General features: G+C 71.7%; 18 protein-coding genes. 10 read left to right on the top strand and 8 right to left on the bottom strand.

All coding sequences use genetic code 11. From position 1 onward, the window contains the following. Positions 1-28: 28 nt before the first annotated feature. A complete protein-coding gene (locus tag ACS04_RS32045) occupies positions 29-958 on the bottom strand; it encodes a helix-turn-helix transcriptional regulator (protein ID WP_048480371.1) in 930 nt (309 codons plus the stop codon). A 56-nt stretch (positions 959-1,014) separates the two neighbouring features. Between ACS04_RS32045 and ACS04_RS32040 the strand changes: the two genes are divergently transcribed. Further along, the gene (locus ACS04_RS32040; RefSeq protein ID WP_048480370.1) at positions 1,015-1,482 is read left to right on the top strand and encodes a hypothetical protein; all 468 of its coding nucleotides are present in this window, start codon (positions 1,015-1,017) and stop codon (positions 1,480-1,482) included. Beyond that, positions 1,479-2,051 carry an NIPSNAP family protein gene (locus tag ACS04_RS32035; RefSeq protein ID WP_048480402.1) on the top strand — a complete coding sequence of 191 codons (573 nt, stop codon included), beginning with the start codon at positions 1,479-1,481 and terminating at the stop codon, positions 2,049-2,051. The genes ACS04_RS32040 and ACS04_RS32035 overlap by 4 nt, the downstream gene beginning before the upstream one ends. Before the next feature lie 115 nt (positions 2,052-2,166). Here ACS04_RS32035 and ACS04_RS32030 read toward each other — a convergent pair whose 3' ends face one another. Then, complete coding sequence (locus ACS04_RS32030; protein ID WP_078865569.1) at positions 2,167-2,694, bottom strand: winged helix-turn-helix transcriptional regulator; 528 nt, start codon at positions 2,692-2,694, stop codon at positions 2,167-2,169. A gap of 86 nt (positions 2,695-2,780) precedes the next feature. On the opposite strand from ACS04_RS32030, the gene ACS04_RS32025 reads away from it, so the two are divergent. After that, a complete protein-coding gene (locus tag ACS04_RS32025; RefSeq protein ID WP_048480369.1) occupies positions 2,781-4,202 on the top strand; it encodes an MFS transporter in 1,422 nt (473 codons plus the stop codon). A 383-nt stretch (positions 4,203-4,585) separates the two neighbouring features. Here ACS04_RS32025 and ACS04_RS32020 read toward each other — a convergent pair whose 3' ends face one another. Further along, entirely contained in the window at positions 4,586-4,933 is a 348-nt protein-coding gene (locus ACS04_RS32020) for a nuclear transport factor 2 family protein (RefSeq protein ID WP_048480368.1), read from the bottom strand. Further along, on the bottom strand, positions 4,930-5,526 hold the full coding sequence (locus ACS04_RS32015) for a TetR/AcrR family transcriptional regulator (protein ID WP_048480367.1): 597 nt from the start codon (positions 5,524-5,526) through the stop codon (positions 4,930-4,932). The genes ACS04_RS32020 and ACS04_RS32015 overlap by 4 nt, the downstream gene beginning before the upstream one ends. A 293-nt stretch (positions 5,527-5,819) precedes the next feature. Here ACS04_RS32015 and ACS04_RS32010 point away from each other — a divergent pair, with 293 nt between their 5' ends. Beyond that, positions 5,820-6,809 (top strand): sigma-70 family RNA polymerase sigma factor, encoded by a 990-nt coding sequence (locus ACS04_RS32010; protein WP_048480366.1) that lies wholly within the window; start codon positions 5,820-5,822, stop codon positions 6,807-6,809. Here the strand turns inward: ACS04_RS32010 and ACS04_RS32005 are convergent. Both ACS04_RS32005 and ACS04_RS32000 read right to left on the bottom strand, forming a co-directional pair. Continuing rightward, entirely contained in the window at positions 6,800-7,498 is a 699-nt protein-coding gene (locus ACS04_RS32005) for a DUF998 domain-containing protein (protein ID WP_048480365.1), read from the bottom strand. The two genes, ACS04_RS32010 and ACS04_RS32005, sit on opposite strands and share 10 nt — an antisense overlap. A 1,207-nt stretch (positions 7,499-8,705) precedes the next feature. Next, entirely contained in the window at positions 8,706-8,888 is a 183-nt protein-coding gene (locus ACS04_RS32000; protein WP_048480364.1) for a BBE domain-containing protein, read from the bottom strand. Between the two features lie 348 nt (positions 8,889-9,236). Here ACS04_RS32000 and ACS04_RS31995 point away from each other — a divergent pair, with 348 nt between their 5' ends. Continuing rightward, positions 9,237-9,722, top strand: coding sequence for a GNAT family N-acetyltransferase (locus tag ACS04_RS31995; RefSeq protein WP_048480363.1), 486 nt, complete (start codon positions 9,237-9,239; stop codon positions 9,720-9,722). 80 nt (positions 9,723-9,802) lie between these two features. Here ACS04_RS31995 and ACS04_RS31990 read toward each other — a convergent pair whose 3' ends face one another. Continuing rightward, positions 9,803-10,120, bottom strand: coding sequence for an STAS domain-containing protein (locus ACS04_RS31990; protein ID WP_048480362.1), 318 nt, complete (start codon positions 10,118-10,120; stop codon positions 9,803-9,805). A gap of 482 nt (positions 10,121-10,602) precedes the next feature. Here ACS04_RS31990 and ACS04_RS31985 point away from each other — a divergent pair, with 482 nt between their 5' ends. The 5 genes from ACS04_RS31985 (at position 10,603) to ACS04_RS31965 (ending at position 15,142) form a co-directional block, all read left to right on the top strand. Continuing rightward, positions 10,603-10,875, top strand: a complete 273-nt coding sequence (locus tag ACS04_RS31985; RefSeq protein WP_209441825.1) for a hypothetical protein — start codon at positions 10,603-10,605, stop codon at positions 10,873-10,875. Positions 10,876-11,212: 337 nt separating this feature from the next. Continuing rightward, positions 11,213-11,686 (top strand): hemerythrin domain-containing protein, encoded by a 474-nt coding sequence (locus ACS04_RS31980; protein WP_048480361.1) that lies wholly within the window; start codon positions 11,213-11,215, stop codon positions 11,684-11,686. Positions 11,687-11,934: 248 nt separating this feature from the next. Then, complete coding sequence (locus ACS04_RS31975; RefSeq protein ID WP_048480360.1) at positions 11,935-12,387, top strand: SRPBCC family protein; 453 nt, start codon at positions 11,935-11,937, stop codon at positions 12,385-12,387. Then, positions 12,380-13,969 carry a phytoene desaturase family protein gene (locus tag ACS04_RS31970; RefSeq protein WP_048480359.1) on the top strand — a complete coding sequence of 530 codons (1,590 nt, stop codon included), beginning with the start codon at positions 12,380-12,382 and terminating at the stop codon, positions 13,967-13,969. The genes ACS04_RS31975 and ACS04_RS31970 overlap by 8 nt, the downstream gene beginning before the upstream one ends. Before the next feature lie 150 nt (positions 13,970-14,119). Beyond that, positions 14,120-15,142: an alcohol dehydrogenase gene (locus ACS04_RS31965; RefSeq protein WP_048480358.1), complete on the top strand. Its 1,023-nt coding sequence runs from the start codon at positions 14,120-14,122 to the stop codon at positions 15,140-15,142. Positions 15,143-15,317: 175 nt separating this feature from the next. On the opposite strand, the gene ACS04_RS38475 is transcribed toward ACS04_RS31965, so the two are convergent. Beyond that, a complete protein-coding gene (locus ACS04_RS38475; protein ID WP_158977735.1) occupies positions 15,318-15,860 on the bottom strand; it encodes a hypothetical protein in 543 nt (180 codons plus the stop codon). Positions 15,861-16,871: the final 1,011 nt, after the last annotated feature.

Genomic DNA, 16,871 nt, shown 5'->3' with positions numbered 1-16,871 from the left:
AACACCCGGGTTCTTTCTCGCGGCGGGGTCAACCCTCGTAGCGGGTCGCCAGGGTCCGTGCGGTTTCGGCGATGCGGTCGCGCAGCTCGGCCGGTGCCATGACCTCGACGTCGGTGCCCATCCGCAGGAACTCTCCGTGGGCGTGGTCGATCGACTCGATGGGCACCAAGGCCTGCGTCCACCCGTCATCCGTGGGCGTCACGCCGAGGCGGCGGGCGCCCTCCGGGGTGAGCCGCACCAGGGCCTCTCCCGTGTGCAGCCGCGCCCGGAAGCCGGCCAGGTGGCCGGTCCAGTGCCCGGCCAGGTCGAAGCCGTCAGGAAGGACGAACTGCTCCTCCAGCGGCCGCAGTCCCAGGATCTGGTCGATCCGGTAGGTGCGGATCCCGGACGGTCCGCCGGCGACCAGGTACCAGCGGCCGGCCTTGAGCACGAGCCCGTACGGCTCCACCCGGCGCTCGATCTCCTCCGGAGCCCGCCAACGCCGGTACCGCAGTACGACCGCCCGCCGTGCCCACACCGCGGCGGCGACCGCGGCCAGGTGAGGCGTGCGGTCGGCGTCGCCGTACCAGCCGGGGGCGTCGAGCAGGAAGCGCTCCTGGATCTGCCCGGCATGCGCTCGCAGCTCGGCCGGAAGGGCGGCCCGCAGCTTGAGCTGGGCGGTGGCGAGCGCCTCGCCGAGGCCGAGTTCGGCGGCGGCGCCGGGGAGCGCGGCGAGGAACGCGGCCTGCGCCTCGTCCGCGGTCAGGCCGGTGAGCCGGGTCCGGTAGCCGTCGACCAGCCGGTAGCCGCCCGCGTGTCCGGCCGCACCGTACAGGGGGATGCCGGCGGCGCCGAGCGCCTCGACGTCCCGGTAGACCGTACGGACGGAGACCTCCAGTTCTCCGGCCAGCTCCTTGGCCGTCATCCGGCCCCGGTTCTGGAGCAGGAGGAGCAGGGTGACCAGTCGGCTCGCGCGCATGCCGCTCAGTATCCACTGACAGTGGGTGTCAGTGGAGTGCCCCTAGCCTGCGACGCATGAACGAATTCGACTTCCTGCACGGCTCCTGGGGCGTGGCCAACCGCCGTCTCACCGCACCGCTCGGCTCGGGCCCCGCCACCTGGACGGAGTTCCCCGGTCACGCGGTGGTCCGGCCGCTGTTCGGGGGCGCCGGCAACATCGACGAGATCACCTTCCCCACGCTCGGCCGCCAGGGCGTGACCCTGCGGCTGTTCGACCGCGAGACGGAGTGCTGGTCGATCCACTGGTCCGACAGCAGGACGGGGCGCCTGGATCCGCCGGTGGTGGGCGGCTTCACCCGCGACCGCGGGGACTTCCACGGCGAGGACACCTACGACGGCCGCCCGATCGGGGTGCACTTCACGTGGCACCGCCTCGGCCCGGACACCGCCCGCTGGGAGCAGGAGTTCTCCTCCGACGGCGGCCGGACCTGGGAACTCAACTGGACCATGGACTTCACCCGCAGCGGATGCGCCGGCGCATGAGCATCGTCGAACTCCGCCGGTACACCCTGCGCCCGGGAGCCCGGGAGACGCTGATCGAGCTGTTCGAGCGCGAGTTCGTGACCGGCCAGGAGGCGGTCGGCATCGCCGTCGGGGGCCGGTTCCGCGATCTGGACGACCCCGACCGCTTCGTCTGGCTTCGCGCGTTCCCCGACATGGCGAGCCGTCGGCGCTCTCTGGAGGCCTTCTACACCGGCTCGGTGTGGCGGGAGCACCGCGCCGCCGCCAACGCCACGATGATCGACAGCGACGACGTCCTGCTGCTGAGCGGCCCGGGCTTCACACCGGCGCCGGGTACCCGTGAGGTGGTCGCGACCGTCTGCCACCCGACCGACGCGGCCGCCTTCGACCCGTACGCCGCCCGCCACCTGGGCCCGGAGCATGCGCTGCACCGCACCGAGCACGCCGAGAACGACTACCCCCTCCTGCCCGTGCGCACCGGGGAGGACGTCCGGGTCTGGTTCGGCCCGCCACAGTCACCGCCGCCGCCCTGGCCGACGCGGCGGCTGCGGCTCGAACCGGTGACGGCCGCTGCGCGGCGGGCGGGCTGACGGCCTGGGGCGGGTGCCGGCTCACCGGCTCGACGTACGTGCCCGAGCCCGTGCCCGTTCCCGTGCCCATGGAGTCTCACCTTCCGAGGAACCAGTGGGCGCGGTCGGTACCGGCTCAGACGCCTTCGATCGGCCCGGCCCGATCCCATCCAGGCGCCCGTACGTCGATCGTGAGGCCTCCCGACCGGGCCTCCTCACCGCAGGTCCGGCACATCGTCACCGGATCGAGGTCGTGCTCGGCGTCGTGATCCGATCCGGGAGCGCCGCGATGCCGGAAAGCGACCGGCGGAGCGTCCACCGCCCAGCGATCACCCCAGGCCAGCAGCGCGTGCATCACGGGTGCGAGGTCGAGACCGGCCCCCGTGAGGTGGTATTCGAACCGCAAGGGGCGCTCGCTGTAGGGGCGGCGCTCGACGACACCCGCCTCCTCCAGCGCGCGCAGTCGGGCGGCGAGGCGGTCGCGGGGCGCGCCGGTGTTGCGGACGATCCGGTCGAAGCGCCGGTTGCCGTAGAAGATCTCGCGGATCGCCAGGAGGGCCCAGCGTTCCCCGACGAGTTGCAGCGCGGCGGCCGCGGAGCACGGCCGACCGGGCACGTCGGGGTGCGGAACCGAGTTCTCGCCCTGCTTCGCGTTCGAGGTCACGCCCCCATCCTCTCGCTAGTCCGTTGTGTTTTCAAACCCGCCCGGCTAGCCTCCGGTCCATGACAGTTGGAATTTCAAACCGACCCATGGCGTCCAGAGCCGTGTTCGCGACCGTCGCGGCCGCCGTCTTCATGTCGAACCTCGACCTCTTCATCGTCAACGCGGCCCTCCCGGCGATCGGCCAATCGTTCGGCGGCAGTGGTCTCGGCTCGCTCTCCTGGGTCCTCAACGGCTATGCGATCGTCTTCGCCGCGCTCCTCGTCGTCGCGGGCCGCGTCGCCGACCGTTCCGGCCACAAGCGGGTCTTCCTGACCGGCTTGGCGGTGTTCACCCTCGCCTCGGTCGGCTGCGCACTCGCTCCCGATGTCGGGACGCTGGTCGCGGCACGCCTCGTACAGGCCGCCGGCGCTGCCCTGCTGATGCCGACCTCGCTCGCGCTGCTGCTCGACACGACGGCGCCCGAGAAGCGCGCCGGGGCGGTGCGCGCCTGGGCGTCGATCGGCGGCATCGCCGCCGGGCTCGGGCCGGTGGCCGGCGGGCTGCTGGTCGAGGCCGGATGGCACTGGGTGTTCATCGTCAACGTGCCGGTGGGGATCGTGGCGTTCGTGCTCGGTGTCAGGGTGCTGCCGTCACCCGGACGCGGCGGGACGGAGAAGAGTCCGCTGCCCGACCTGTTCGGCGCCGCCCTGCTCACCGGATCGATCGCCACGCTCGCGCTCGGCCTGATCAAGGCTCCCGACTGGGGCTGGACGAGCACCCGCACCCTCGGCGACCTGGCCGGCGCGGTGCTGCTCGGCGTCTTGTTCGTCCTGCGATCGGCCCGCCACCCCGTGCCGATCGTCGAGCTGCCGCTGCTGCGGGTCCCGGCGTTCGCATCCGCCGCGGCCGCCCTGACGCTGTTCACCATCGCGTTCGCCGGAATGCTGCTCGGTGCGGTGCTGTGGTGCCAGGGCGTGTGGGGCTACTCGGCTCTGCGCACCGGCTTCGCCATCGCGCCGGGACCCCTGCTGGTGCCGCCGGTCGCGTTGCGGATCGGGCCCGCCGTCGCCCGGTTCGGTGCGGGCCGCATCGCGCTGGCGGGATCCGTCGTGTTCGCCGCCGGCATCCTGTGGTGGGCCGCGACGCTCGACACCGGCTCGGCGTACGCGGCCTCACTCCTGCCCGGCATGATCCTGACCGGCCTTGGCGTCGGCATGACGCTCCCGGTCCTGACCGGGGTGTCGGCGGCAGCCCTGCCGCCGTCCCGCTTCGCCACCGGCTCGGCGATCACGTCGATGGGCCGCCAGATCGGCGCGGTCCTCGGTGTCGCGATCCTGGTCGGCGTCCTCGGCACCGCGGGCCCCGGGCACACGGTCGCCGCGTTCCGGCACGGCTGGTACGCGGTCGCCGCGGCGGCCCTGCTCGCCGCGTGCGCGACGATCCCGCTCGTCCGCAAGCCGCGGCCGGCCGTTGCCGAGCCGGCCGCCGCCGCAGGGGACGTGGAGACGGCGGGGGCCGGCGCGGCCTGAGAGGGGGGACAGGGGCTGGTCGCCCTCGCGCGGTCGCCGCGGGGTGCCCTCCCGGTCAAGGCCAGGCTCTGACATCGGCCGGGAATGCGGCCGGCTCAGGAGGTACCGGGGACACACCGCCCGTCGGGTATCCGCCAGCCAGTGCGGAGCGGCAGCGGATGTATCGCCACGCCGAGCCTTCCTCGACCGCGGGCACGCAAGAACGCAGCGAGCCGTGTCGATGGGGCTTTGGCCATGAGGAGTTGCGCATTTGCCGTCTGCGAGGGCTGCAGACTGCGCCCGTCACCTCCTGTCTCATGCGACCTCGTCTGCGACGGTGGAGGTGACCTCGCCGAGCGACGCCGGCCGGTCGGCGACTGGCTCGGCGAGGCCGGGGGATCCGTTTACGCGGGGAGGAAGAACCCGGTGATGTCGGCGAGCCGGCCGTCGCGGTGGAGGGCGGTGCTCACGCCCGCCAGGGCGGGTTCGTCCTGCTCGCCGAGCTGGGTCCACCGTGCGAGCGACCGGTCGTGGTGCTCGACCACCTCGTCGATACGGAACCGGTGGCCGGGGAAGGCTCCGGCGAATCCGGCCATGTAGGCGGCCAGCTCGGTCAGTCCGCCCACCTCCGTGCCCGGGTCCCGATAGGCGACGTCTTCTACGGCGACCGCGCCGAGCGCGGCAAGGCGCTCATCGGGGTCGGCCGACCAGCACGCGGCGTAGTTCGTCCAGAGCCGCTGTGAGTCGCTCATCGCTGTCCTTCTTCGTCGGAGCCGATCGACGCCATCGCGCCATCGGTGATGGTGTGCAGTTTCGTGACGGGGGTGCCGGCTCGGACCAGCACCAGCAGGCCCTGATAGAGCGCCAGCAGCCGGGCTGCCGACACCTCGACGTCCAGATCCGCCGACAGCAGGCCCAGCGCGCAGGCGCGCGTCAGCGCGTCGGCGAAGCCGGACTCGATCGTCTCCAGCCCCTGGTGCACTCCTGCGGCGGCCTGCGGAACGGCGAAGGACTCCACCGCGGTGTTGGTGAGCAGACATCCGGGATCGGGATCGAGGCCGGTCTCGAAGGTCGAGGTGAAGAACGACCGGATGCCCGCCACGGGATCCGGCCGCTCCAGGAGATGAGCCCGGACGCGACCCTGCACCACCTGGTCGTTGTAGGCGTCCAGTGCGGCGCAGAACAGGCCCTCCTTGCTCTGGAAGACCCGGTACAGGCTGCCCGGATGCAGCCCGGTCGCCTCCTCGATGTCCCGTACCGAGGCCCCGAGGTAGCCGCGGTGACGGAACAGTCGCATGGCGCGGGCCAGTACGTCCGCCTGATCCCAGACCTGCTTGCGCCCCACCGAAACCCCCGTAGTTGAACGATCGCTCACAAAAATAGCACGCCCGCACGGCCGGGCTTCGCGCTGGGAGCGGTTGGGCGCATGCTGGTGATGACGGGCCGGCGTGGTGAACTGGGCCGCACCCCCTGCAGGGTGGGCAGACCGCGTGAGGTGTCGTGTTCCCGTGCACGCGGGCGCCGCCGCCCTCGTCCCTCACAAGTACGCGAAGGGGCCCCGTCCTTCGGCCGTGGCCCGCGCCCTACAGTGGAGGTCCAGTTCCGCTGCGTGGGGCTGTGTCTTGGGAGGATTGCGGCATGGGGGAGACCGGGTCGCCCGGCGCGGTGGCGGAAGACCTTGAGGCTTACCGGGGGCAGCTGACCGGTTACTGCTACCGGATGTTGGGGTCGTACTCGGAAGCCGAGGACGCCGTACAGGAGACCCTGATCCGGGCGTGGCGGAGCATCGACGGGTTCGAGGGCCGCTCCGCGCTGCGGTCCTGGGTGTACCGCATCGCCACCAACGTGTGTCTGGACGCCCTCGCCTCGGGCAAGCGGCGCGCCCTGCCCATGGACTTGTCCGGTCCGAGCGAGGGCGCCACCTTGCCGGCGCCTGTGCAGGAGGGTGTCTCGTGGGTGGAGCCATGTCCTGCCAGTGATCCGGCGGGCGCCGCGGAGGTGGGCGAGTCGGTCCGGCTGGCGTTCATCGCGGCGTTGCAGCACCTGCCGCCCAGACAGCGGGCGACGCTGATCTTGCGGGACGTGCTGGGCTTTACGGCACGCGAGGTCGCCGACCTGCACGGCTCCTCCGTCGCCTCGGCCAACAGCGCCCTTCAGCGGGCCCGCGCCACGCTCGCCGACCGTAGGGCGCCGGCGGACGGGCCGCCGGTCCGGGCCGCTGCTGACGGCGTCCGCCGGGTGCTGGCCGAGCGGTACGCCACGGCCTTCTCCCGCTACGACATGGAGGAGCTGAGCATGCTCCTCCATGTCGACGCCACGCTGTGCCTGCCTCCGTACGCGAAGTGGATGCGCGGCGTCTCCGACATTCAAGCCTGGCTCACCGGACCGGCCATCGGCTGCCGCGGCTCACTACTGATCCCCACCGCCGCGAACGCCTCCCCCGCCTTCGGCCAGTACCGGCCCGCCCCCGACGGATCTGGCTACCTGCCCTGGGCACTGCACGTCGTGGAGTTCACCGGCGACCGGATCAGCGGCATCACGGCGTTTCGCGACACCCGGCGCTTCTTCCCGCTCTTCGGCCTGCCGGAACGCCTGGGCGAGGACGCCCACCTCGGCGCTCATTCCTGAGTGATCGGCGCGGGGGTCCCCTGATCCGTCACAGCGGAAAGCAGACGGGTACTCAAGGCGGTCAGCCAGAGCAGGCCCAGTCCCGCACCGACGGTGAAAGCGAGGACGGACGCAGCCGAAGCGGCGAAGCCCGCGAGGACCGCCACCGGGGCGAGACGTGAAGCCACCGCCCACCCACGGCGCCCCCGGTGGGCAAGAGGGGCTGCCAGCACGACGAACGCGGCGCACAGAGCCAGATAGCCGACCATTCCGGCTGCCATGTGGACGGCACCGTGACCGCTCGTCACGCTCGCCTCGGGAGCCCCGGCCGGAAAGCCCGCTCCGGGATCGGCCGGGAAAGCAGCCGCAGCCCAGAACGAGAGACCGAAGACACCGACCAAGAGCGGACCCCAAGTACCGCCCGGCCCCCCGTACAGCATTCGGCGCAGACCGACCGCACCCATGACCAGAAGACCTCCGGCAAGCACGAAGTTCACCGTCTGGACCCAGCCCGCCTCCCCGAGCGCCAACTGGCTGAGCGCGTTCCTGGAGAAATCGAAGCCCGCGCGACTGATGCCAAGCACCACACCGACCGTGAGGAACACCGGGCCGGCCGCGATACCCCCGGCCGGCAACCACCGCTCGCGCCCCTCGCGGCGAGAAGGAGAAGCTGCGGGAGCCACATCGGAAGCAGGGAGCGTGGAGGTCATGAACCGGCCTTCCTCGAAGGGATGTTGTCGCTCTCTCCGACCGACCGACGCTGGCGAAGTCATCGCTGCGAACCGTGTGTGCTGGATCACCATCACACCCGTCAGGCCTCAAACGTCGACGCCGGGCGCACCTGCTTCGTGCGGCGTCCTTCCGAGGGGGCGCACAACGGCCATACGTCGCGGCTGCGGCTGCGGGACTGATGCGAACGGCCATCGGAGAGCGCGGCCAGGCGCCTACGATCTTTGCGCACGCTGGCGGCTCTGCGGTACGGCGCGAGTATGCCCTCACTGTCCTGCATTCTGGCGACCAAGGAGGTGAGGGCGGGCCGGTGACCGAGACCTCCGCCCGCCCGGTCTGCGCGGACGACGGCTGAGAGACCCACGGCCGCGCAGACGTGCCCACCGGGCCGTCGTGTCGGTGCTCGGGCGCGAGCCTCGCCGGGTCCTCGACTTGGGCGGTGGCAACGGCGAACTCCTGGCGCCGTTCCCGGAGCGGGGCGCCGACTGCGCGCGCGTGGACTACAACGACCGTCCGCTGCCCGGCGTGCGCAAGCTCGCCGACACCCTGCGTGACCTGCCCGACGTCGAGCCGTTCGACGCGTCGTGTGCGGCCACGTACGGAGCACCTCGCCGACCCGCTCGCCGCCCTCCAGTAGCTGCGTCCTCTGCTGTCGGCAGACGGCGCCCTCTACAGCGAGGTCCCGGCCGAGATCTGGAAGGGCCTCCCCATCGGGCCCGATCCCGTCACCCACATCAACTTCTTCACGCCGTTCGCGCTCGCCCGTCTCCACGCCCGGGCAGGCCTGCGTGTCATCACCGCACGCCAGTTCCACGGCAACTACGCCGCCTACCGCATGCAAGTCGCCGCGCTCGTCTCCCGACGCGACGAAGCGAAGCCACCACCTATGGCGCCGGGTGCCGATGCGGGCGAAGCACGGCGGCTTCTGCGCCCGTCGATGCTCGACCGGCTGGTCCACGCCTGGCGTGAGCGACGCCTGCCCAGTACCTGACGGGTGTCACGTCGGCGGGCTGCGGCACCGCCGGGAGCGGGCGAAGGGCGTCGTCGTCCGGGGGCGGCCGTCCACGGACAACAGGCCACAGCCGTCCAGGTCCCTCCCGGCCGAATGCGCGTACCGGGGCCGGTTCTCGCCCTGGCCGGTGTGCTGCTCCAGCGGGGCGAGCCGTACCTGCGCGATGTGTGGCGGGGCTACGGCGCGGGCGGGGTCGCCGGGGTGACTGCCTGGGGGAAGGTGAACAGCTGCTCGGGGTCGTAGGTGGCTTTGACGTGCTGCATCCGCGGGTTGTTCTCGCCGTGGTAGGCCGCGGGCCAGTCGGTGAGTTCGGGGTCCATGCCGTTGGTGTAGCCGCCGGTGCCGAGGTGCGGCTGCATGGTGGCGTGGACCCGGCGTAGCCATGCGAGGCGGCGTTCGATGTGGGTGGGGTCGGTGAGCTGGTGCCAGTAGGAGTGGTACTGGACGACGCCGACGTCCGACCGGTGGGGGAAGGCGGTGGCGTGCGGGGGGGCGGTCGTTGACCGCGCCGCCGAGCGCGTCGATGAGCAGTCGGCCGGCGCCCGTGATGCCTCGGTAGTGGTGCAGCTGGTCCAGGGCTGCCGCCCGGGGCCCTGGCCCTGTGGCGCGGTCCCGCCGGCGCGCTGCCGCGCCGCTGCCCGTGGAGCGGAAACGGCGTTGCGCGCCGTGAGGGCGGCGTGGATGCTGGCTGTTCGGAGGCGGTGAACATGAGCAGCGTCGTAGTGGAACTGTCGGCTCGTGATCTGGTGGTCGCTGACCTCGCGTCGATCGCGTGGTCCGGCTCCCCACTCCACGTGGCCAACGTGGCACGGCAGTTGGAGCGTGCTCGTCTCGGAGAGGTCGACTATCTCGCGGTCTGCCCGCCATCGGACGTTCCCGTGGCGAAGGGCGCGGTGGATTACAGGGTCAAGGAGGGCACGGGCACTCTGTGGCAGCTGTCAGTCCACCCGGCCTTGCAGTCGTGCGGGATCGGCACGTTCCTCGTGAAAGCCGCCGAGCATCGCATCAGGAACCGCGGTCTGAAGCGAGCCGAGCTCGCCGTGGAGGAATGCAACCCGCGGGCTCGAAGCCTGTACGAACGGCTGGGCTACGTCGCCTTCGACCGCCGGCCGGACTCCTGGGACGAGCAGGCCCCCGATGGATCCTTGCGCCGCTACGAAACGATGTGCACCTTGATGGGCAGGAGCCTCTGAGACCATCCGAGTGGTGACAGGAGGCGGGACGGCACACGTTGCTCCAGGGCGCAGAGAGCCTCCAGCCCCCTCACGCGAGCTCAGTCGGCGGCGGTGTCGTCGCGGACCTCGAACAAGGCCAAGGCGCCCGTCATCTCCAGCAACCGCCGAAGCTGGGACGGCAACGGCCCCGCCAGCGCCATCGGACGGGAGTTGTGCAGACGGAGCAGCACGTTCAGGAACGCCGAGTCCGCGAACGCGACGCCCGCAACGTCCAGGACCACGAGCTTCGCCTCCGCTGCTTCAGTCCGGCAGGCCTGCTCCAGGCGCCCGGCCGTGTCCAGGTCGAACTCGCCCGTACACACGACCACCGCCTCGCCGTCCGCACCGGACCTCACCGTCACCTTCGGCGACTCCATCGACCGCCTCCCGCCCCTCGGCCTCTGTCAGGCATATGCCTGACGCCCCCGACCGTACGGCCTTCGCGCACGAAGCGACACCACGCAAAACCGGCTGTCCCGCCCCACCCCGCCGCCCAAGGCGGCGCGAAGACCGCACGCGGCCCGGGTTTGTTCGGGGCAGACCGGGACACACGTGTCAACGACGGTGACGCGTTCAGGGGCGGACGCCCACCCAGGCGGTGAGCGGCGGCGGCATCCCTTTCCCCCGGGATGCCGCCATCTCGCTCTCCTCCTTGCCGCGGCCACCCAGGCAGCTCCGCCATCCGGCCTACCCCTGGTGGCCGCGCGACCCGATGAAGCAGCGCATCGGTCAGGCTGCCGCGACCCGCAGGCGGCCGCATTCTGGAGGGGGCGTCGTGGGATGCCGCGTGGCGCCCCGACGGGCTTTTGGAGGATTGCGGATGTTGATCACCCATACTCTCGGCCGCGGAACGCTCAGGGTGAAGATCCACCATGACCTGGACATCACCAACCGGGCGGCGGCCGCCTTGCAGATCGAAGCGCTCGTCGCAGCCCACCGCCCGGACCGGGTCGTCCTCGAACTGCCCACCGGCGGGCCGAGTCCCGCCACGCTCAGCGCCATGGCTCGGGCGCAGCGGATGTGCCGCAGTATGGACGTCGCGTTCGCCGTCACCGGCGCGGACGTCCACCTGCGGGAGGGCCGGGACCGGGCTCCCGCGCGGCTGGATGCGGGGGCTCGCCGTCGGCACTGACTCCGCCGCCGTGCGGGATGCGGGCCGGCCAGGACACCAGCACCATGACCTTGTCGTCACCGACCACATCGAGGGCCGCTCCGGTACGACCGAGCAGCAGCTCAAAAGCGCCCTCGGCCGCTGACTCCCGAGCGGTCCACCGCGCAATGCCCTCGGACCGGCGGTGGGCGGTGGGCGGTGGCCGATCGGCGGTGGGCGGTGGCCGATCGGCTCATCTCTGTCGCTCTTCCGGGGTATCCCACCGCTCGCGGCCGTCTGACATCGACGCGGGCGGGTACACGGCCGCGGGGCGGTACCGGCCGCGCCGATGACCGACGTGAACGAATGAGGGAGTCCTGTGGACGGGATCGTGCTGCTGAAGGAAGACCACAAGACGGTCGAGAAGCTCTTCAAGCGCTTCGAGAAGGCCGATGAGGACGCCCATGCGGAAAAGCGTGAGATCGCCGACGCGGTGATCGAGGAACTCACCACGCACACCTGGATCGAGGAGAAGATCTTCTATCCCGCTGCTCGCGAGGCCGCACCGGACACCAAGGACCACGTCCTGGAGAGCGTCGAGGAGCACCACGTCGTGCTGTGGATGCTCTCCGAACTCAAGGACCTCGACCCGGGCGACGAGCGGTTCGACGCCAAGATGACCGTCCTCATGGAGAACGTGCGCCACCACGTCGAAGAGGAAGAGAAGGAGTGGTTCCCCGACGTGCGCAAGGCCATGGGCCGCAACCGCCTCACCGAGCTCGGCGAGGAGATGGAAGCGGCGAAGAAGACGGCTCCGAAGGATCCCCTCGCCGTCCCCAGCGCCGACCAGTAGTCCCCGCCGCCGGCCCAGGCTCCCCCGCTCGCGCGCCACGCCCTTCCCGGCCCGATTCCCACTCCGGGGAGGGCCGTACGGTCACCGGTACCCGGGCACGGGCGCCGGCCTGGGCCGAATGGCCGAGCCCTCGCGTACACGCGCGGGCAGACCCCTCACGTACACGCGCCGGCTGACCCCCACGTACGCGCGTGCCACTGGCGCCCTCCCGGCAGGCCCATCGTCCGTTCCAGCAGAAGGACCTCTCCATGGCCGTCCGACACCAGCTGATCCACCGTTCCCCGCAGGCGGTGTGGGCCGTGCTCGCCGAGCCGAGCCTGTACGGGGAGTGGGTGGTGGGGCCGTCCGAGTCGACGCCGCTCGATCAGACGTGGCCGGAGGTCGGTTCCCGGCTGCGCTACACGGTGCGGCTCGGCCCCTGGTCGGCCGAAGGGGTGACGACCGTCCGGCACCGGGAACCCGGCAGGGAGCTGGAGCTGGAGGCGTCGTTCAAGTCCCTGGGTACCGCGCGGATCTTCCTCCAGCTCCGGCAGTGGGGCGAGGAGACCCTGGTCGTGTGCGACGAACACCCGCTGCGCGGCCTCGGCGGCACCCTCCACAATCCGGCCGTCGAAGCGTTCCTCCAGCTCCGGCACCGGGGAATGCTCGGCCGTCTGGCCAAGGTCGTGGAGCAGGGGCGCGCGGGAGCCCGCAGTGCCTGACGCGGTGGTGATCGGCGCGGGCCCCAACGGGCTGGTCGCCGCGAACGTCCTGGCGGACGCCGGGTGGAGCGTGCAGGTGCTGGAGGCGCAGCCGGAGCCCGGCGGCGCGGTGCGCAGTGACCGCGGTGTCCACCCCGATTACGTTTCGGACCTCTTCAGCTCCTTCTACCCCTTGGCCGCGGCCTCCCCCGTCCTCGCCCGTCTCGACCTCGCCGCGGAGGGTTTGCGCTGGAGTCACGCCCCGTCCGTACTGGCCCACCCGCTGAGGGACGGGAGGTGCGCGGTGCTGGAGCGGCGCGTGGAGGGGACCTCGGCCGGCCTGGCCGGGTTCGCGGCCGGCGACGGGGACGCCTGGCGGGACATGTACCGGGTGTGGAGCCGTATCGGTCCCGACCTGATCCAGGCCCTGTTCACCCCGTTCCCGCCGGTACGGCCGGGGCTGCGGCTCGCGGCCAAACTGCGGGCTGCCGGCGGGCTGCGTCTGGCCCGCAAGCTGGCCCTGCCGGTCCGCCGGCTCGGTGAGGAGGAGTTCGCCGGAGAGGGCGGCCGGCTCCTGCTGGCCGGCAACGCCCTGCACGCCGACCTGGCCCCCGAGGCCGCCGGCAGCGGCGGCTTCGGCTGGCTGATGTCGATGCTCGGGCAGAGCCACGGCTTTCCGGTGCCCGTCGGCGGGTCCGGGGCGCTGACCGCGGCGCTGGTGAGCCGCCTCGAACGCCGCGGGGGCGTCCTGCGCTGCGGGCAGCGCGTCACCTCCGTCGTGGTGCGCGGTGGTACGGCGGTCGGGGTCAGGACCGAGGGCGGCGAGAGCGTCGTCGCGCGGCGGGCCGTCCTGGCCGACACGTCGGCACCGGCCCTGTACCGGGACCTCGTGGGCGAGGAGCATCTTCCGTCGCGCCTCCTGCGGGACCTGGAACGTTTCCACTGGGACTTCGCGACCTTCAAGGTCGACTGGGCTCTGACCGGTCCGGTGCCGTGGACGGCGCCGGAGGCTGCGAGAGCGGGGACCGTCCACGTGGCGGACGGCGTCGACGGCCTGACCCGCTTCGCCTCCCAGCTCGCCATGGGGCAGGTTCCCGACCGGCCCTTCACCCTGTTCGGCCAGATGACCACGGCAGATGCCAGCCGCTCCCCCGCCGGCACGGAATCGGCGTGGGCCTACACCCACCTCCCGCAGCACATCACCTCGGACGCCGGCCCCGACCGCATCACCGGCCGCTGGGACGCCCGCGAGCAGGAGGCCATGGCCGACCGCGTCGAAGCCCAGGTGGAACGGTTCGCACCCGGCTTCCGCACGCTGATCGCCGCGCGCCGCATCCTGGCTCCCACCACCCTCCAGGCCATGAACGAGAACCTGCACAACGGCGCCATCAACAACGGCACCACCGCCCTGCACCAACAGGCGATCTTCCGCCCCACCCCCGGCACCGGAAGGCCCGAAACACCCGTGAAGAACCTCTACGTCGCCTCCGCGGCCGCTCACCCCGGCGGCGGTGTCCACGGCGCGCCGGGCGCGAACGCGGCCCGAGCCGCCCTGCGGTCTCACGGGCTCCGCCCCCTGCTCCACCGCGCCCAACGCATCTAGGCCGTGCCTTCGGACAAGCCGTGCCTTCGAACCGGGCCGAGCTGAGCGCGCACATGTGACCCTGGACGTGCGACCGTGGGCGTGCGCGATCGGGGCGGAGCTGTTCTGCTGGAACGCAGGGGCGCCGAGTCGTGTCTGAGAGAGGGTCGGATGAGTACGTATCGAGTCGCGCAGGTCACCTCCCCCGACGGACGGTTCGAGATCGTCGAGCGCGAGGTGCCGCAGCCGGGGCCCGGCCACGTGCGCATCGCCGTCGACGCCTGCGGGATCTGCCACAGCGATGCCGTCTTCGTGGGCGCCAAGGTGCCGGGCGTACGGTTCCCGCTGGTGCCCGGCCATGAGGTCGCCGGCCGGATCGACGCGTTGGGCGAAGGGGCACAGGACCGCGGCTGGCAGATCGGTGACAGGGTCGCCGTCGGCTGGTTCGGCGGGAGCTGCGGCCACTGCACTGCCTGCAGGCAGGGTGACTTCATCGTCTGCGAGAACCTCAAGGTCCCGGGCTGGGCATACGACGGGGGGTTCGCGGAGGCGGTGATCGCACCGTCCGACGCCCTCGCCCGGATCCCCGACGCGCTGGCCGCCGCCGATGCGGCGCCCATGGCCTGCGCGGGAGTGACCACGTACAACGGGCTGCGGCGCAGTTCCGCGCGGCCGGGCGACCTGGTCGCCGTACTCGGCATCGGCGGCCTCGGCCATCTGGCCGTGCAGTATGCGGTGGCGATGGGCTTCGAGACCGTGGCCATCGCCCGCGGGGCCGACAAGGCGGACTTCGCCGAACAGCTCGGCGCACACCACTACGTCGACAGCACGGCGGGTACGGGCGTCGCGGACGCACTGCGGTCCCTCGGCGGCGCCAAGGTCGTGCTGGCGACCGCCGCCAACTCCGCCGCCATCGCCGCGACCGTGGACGGCCTGGCGCACCGGGGGGAGCTGGTGGTGATCGGCGCGGCCCCCGAGCCGCTGGACATCAGCCCGATGCAGCTGCTCATGAGCGGACGCGTCGTGCGCGGCCACCCGTCGGGCACCTCGCAGGACGTCGAGGACACCATGGCCTTCAGCGCGCTGCACGGAATCCGCCCGATCGTCGAGGCGGTACCGCTGAGCCAGGCCGACGAGGCGTACCAGAAGATGCTCTCGGGTGCCGCGCGCTTCCGGATGGTCCTCACCGTCTGATCCGGGTACGCCGCTCCGGGGGACGCGGGAAGCCCACGCCCACGCCGACCCGGGGCGTGGAGCCCTCATCCGCCGTGCCGGCGGCGGGGCGCGGCCCGCGCCCCGCCGCCGGGATGGGCGCGGGCCGGTACGTCCTGCGCCGTCACCCTCCCAACGGACCTGTCGGCGGGCCGGATCAGGTTCCGGATGCACACACCAGCGTCACCGGCAAGACCGCTGACGACACGCCAGTCTCCGCTCCCTGTCGGGGCACCAGGAGTTGGACCTTCACCGTCGGCCGCGGTTCTGTCGGGTTCGAGCGGGCGGGGGCGGTGACGACGAATTCCGCCGTCTTGGTGCTCGGCTCGGTGAACTTCATCGTGCGCTCGGACCGCTTACCGGTGTCCGGGCTCACCCACGCGATCTTTATGTCACCGGTTCCCGTGCCCGTGAGCGTGCCCACGAACGTCACGGGAGTCGGCTGGTTGCACGGGACCGTGGGGGTGTCGGGTTTGGTCGCGGCCACATCGGCATCGGTGATGTTGACGCTCACCGGGGCGGGTGCGTCCTTGCAGGAGATGCTGCCGTGACCACCGCTGAGTAGTTTGATGTTGTAGGTCCCATCGCGCAGGTTCCTCGCGCTGAATTTGCCCTGCCCATCGACGGTCGTGTTTGTCGACCTGCCGCCGATTCGGATGATCGTGATCTTTTGGTTCGGTCGGAAGCCGGTGAGCGCCATGTTGACATTGGACGAGGTACCGCCGACGGGACTGAGTTGGCATGCCGGGGCGGTAGGGGTCTGCACGGCCGAGGGGGTCGCCTGGGCGGCCAGGGTTGGAGGCAGGGCTACCGCCGAAGCCAGGAGTGGGACGAGCAGTGCACAACGACGTTGCCGATTCATGTGCTTCCCTCCATGGCAGCGATGCTGCCGGCGTACGAAATCAGGGATCGGGGATTGGGGTCGCCATGGCGGGGTGACTGGAGGCATCTGGTGTTGCGGCGAGTGGGGCGCAGCCGGTCGGTAGGTCTGTCCAGGATCGGCGCTCAACGCCGGCGGCCGCGAAGGCGGACTGTCCGGCGGGCCGTCATGCCGGCCTGCGGTGGCCCCGCGCCATGGGGACCCACTCCCAGAATACGTGCCAGTGCCTGCGGCGGCCCGTCAGGAGCACCCGATGGCCATGAGGAGTGTGGCGTGCCGGGACGCCGATGCCTGGCTCCGGCAGGCGTCCGTGGCTGAGGGCTCCGGCGCCGTGAGGAACGGTTCGGGGCCCGCTGTGCGGGACGGCCGCGGCAGGTGTCGCCGACCCTCAGGTCTCGGTATGCCCATCTCGGCCGCCGCGTGCGCGACCGACGGAGGGGTACCTGTCGCGGGACCGCTGCCCGCGAAGATGGCAGCCGCGTAGGGCTGTTCGGTTCGTTCCGGCCGTCGCGGAGCCAGGCGAGGCCGCCGGGGAAGAACAGGCCCCCGAGGAGCAGGAGTCCGGCCACTCCAGCCTGACGGCCGCGGAGTTGATGCAGCCGACCAGGCGGGCGGAGGCAGTGGCGATCACGGCCTGCACGGCCACCACAAAGGGTCTGTGAGAGTGCCGCACGGGACCGTCATCGCCTCCGCCGTGGGCGGTCGGCCGTGGTCGGGGGGCGGTCCTTGCTCGCGTGGTGCGGGACTAGACGAGTAAGTCCGAAGTCCTTGGGCGCATGAAGCGAGGGTCTCGTTGGTTTGTGTGTGACGACAAACCTGGAGACCCTCGCG

It is taken from the genome of Streptomyces roseus (assembly GCF_001044425.1).
Taxonomy (GTDB): Bacteria; Actinomycetota; Actinomycetes; order Streptomycetales; family Streptomycetaceae; genus Streptomyces; species Streptomyces roseus.
Note: the sequence above shows the minus strand (reverse complement) of the source record. Positions and strands in the feature narration are given on the sequence as shown.

Excerpts from the sequence above, each read along its gene's own strand:
- ACS04_RS32045 (WP_048480371.1), bottom strand. The coding sequence starts at position 958 with ATGCGCGCGAGCCGACTGGTCACCCTGCTCCTCCTGCTCCAGAACCGG.
- ACS04_RS32040 (WP_048480370.1), top strand. The coding sequence starts at position 1,015 with ATGAACGAATTCGACTTCCTGCACGGCTCCTGGGGCGTGGCCAACCGC.
- ACS04_RS32035 (WP_048480402.1), top strand. The coding sequence starts at position 1,479 with ATGAGCATCGTCGAACTCCGCCGGTACACCCTGCGCCCGGGAGCCCGG.
- ACS04_RS32025 (WP_048480369.1), top strand. The coding sequence starts at position 2,781 with ATGGCGTCCAGAGCCGTGTTCGCGACCGTCGCGGCCGCCGTCTTCATG.
- ACS04_RS32020 (WP_048480368.1), bottom strand. The coding sequence starts at position 4,933 with ATGAGCGACTCACAGCGGCTCTGGACGAACTACGCCGCGTGCTGGTCG.
- ACS04_RS32010 (WP_048480366.1), top strand. The coding sequence starts at position 5,820 with ATGGGGGAGACCGGGTCGCCCGGCGCGGTGGCGGAAGACCTTGAGGCT.
- ACS04_RS32005 (WP_048480365.1), bottom strand. The coding sequence starts at position 7,498 with ATGACCTCCACGCTCCCTGCTTCCGATGTGGCTCCCGCAGCTTCTCCT.
- ACS04_RS32000 (WP_048480364.1), bottom strand. The coding sequence starts at position 8,888 with ATGCAGCCGCACCTCGGCACCGGCGGCTACACCAACGGCATGGACCCC.
- ACS04_RS31995 (WP_048480363.1), top strand. The coding sequence starts at position 9,237 with ATGAGCAGCGTCGTAGTGGAACTGTCGGCTCGTGATCTGGTGGTCGCT.
- ACS04_RS31990 (WP_048480362.1), bottom strand. The coding sequence starts at position 10,120 with ATGGAGTCGCCGAAGGTGACGGTGAGGTCCGGTGCGGACGGCGAGGCG.
- ACS04_RS31975 (WP_048480360.1), top strand. The coding sequence starts at position 11,935 with ATGGCCGTCCGACACCAGCTGATCCACCGTTCCCCGCAGGCGGTGTGG.
- ACS04_RS31965 (WP_048480358.1), top strand. The coding sequence starts at position 14,120 with ATGAGTACGTATCGAGTCGCGCAGGTCACCTCCCCCGACGGACGGTTC.
- ACS04_RS38475 (WP_158977735.1), bottom strand. The coding sequence starts at position 15,860 with ATGGCGCTCACCGGCTTCCGACCGAACCAAAAGATCACGATCATCCGA.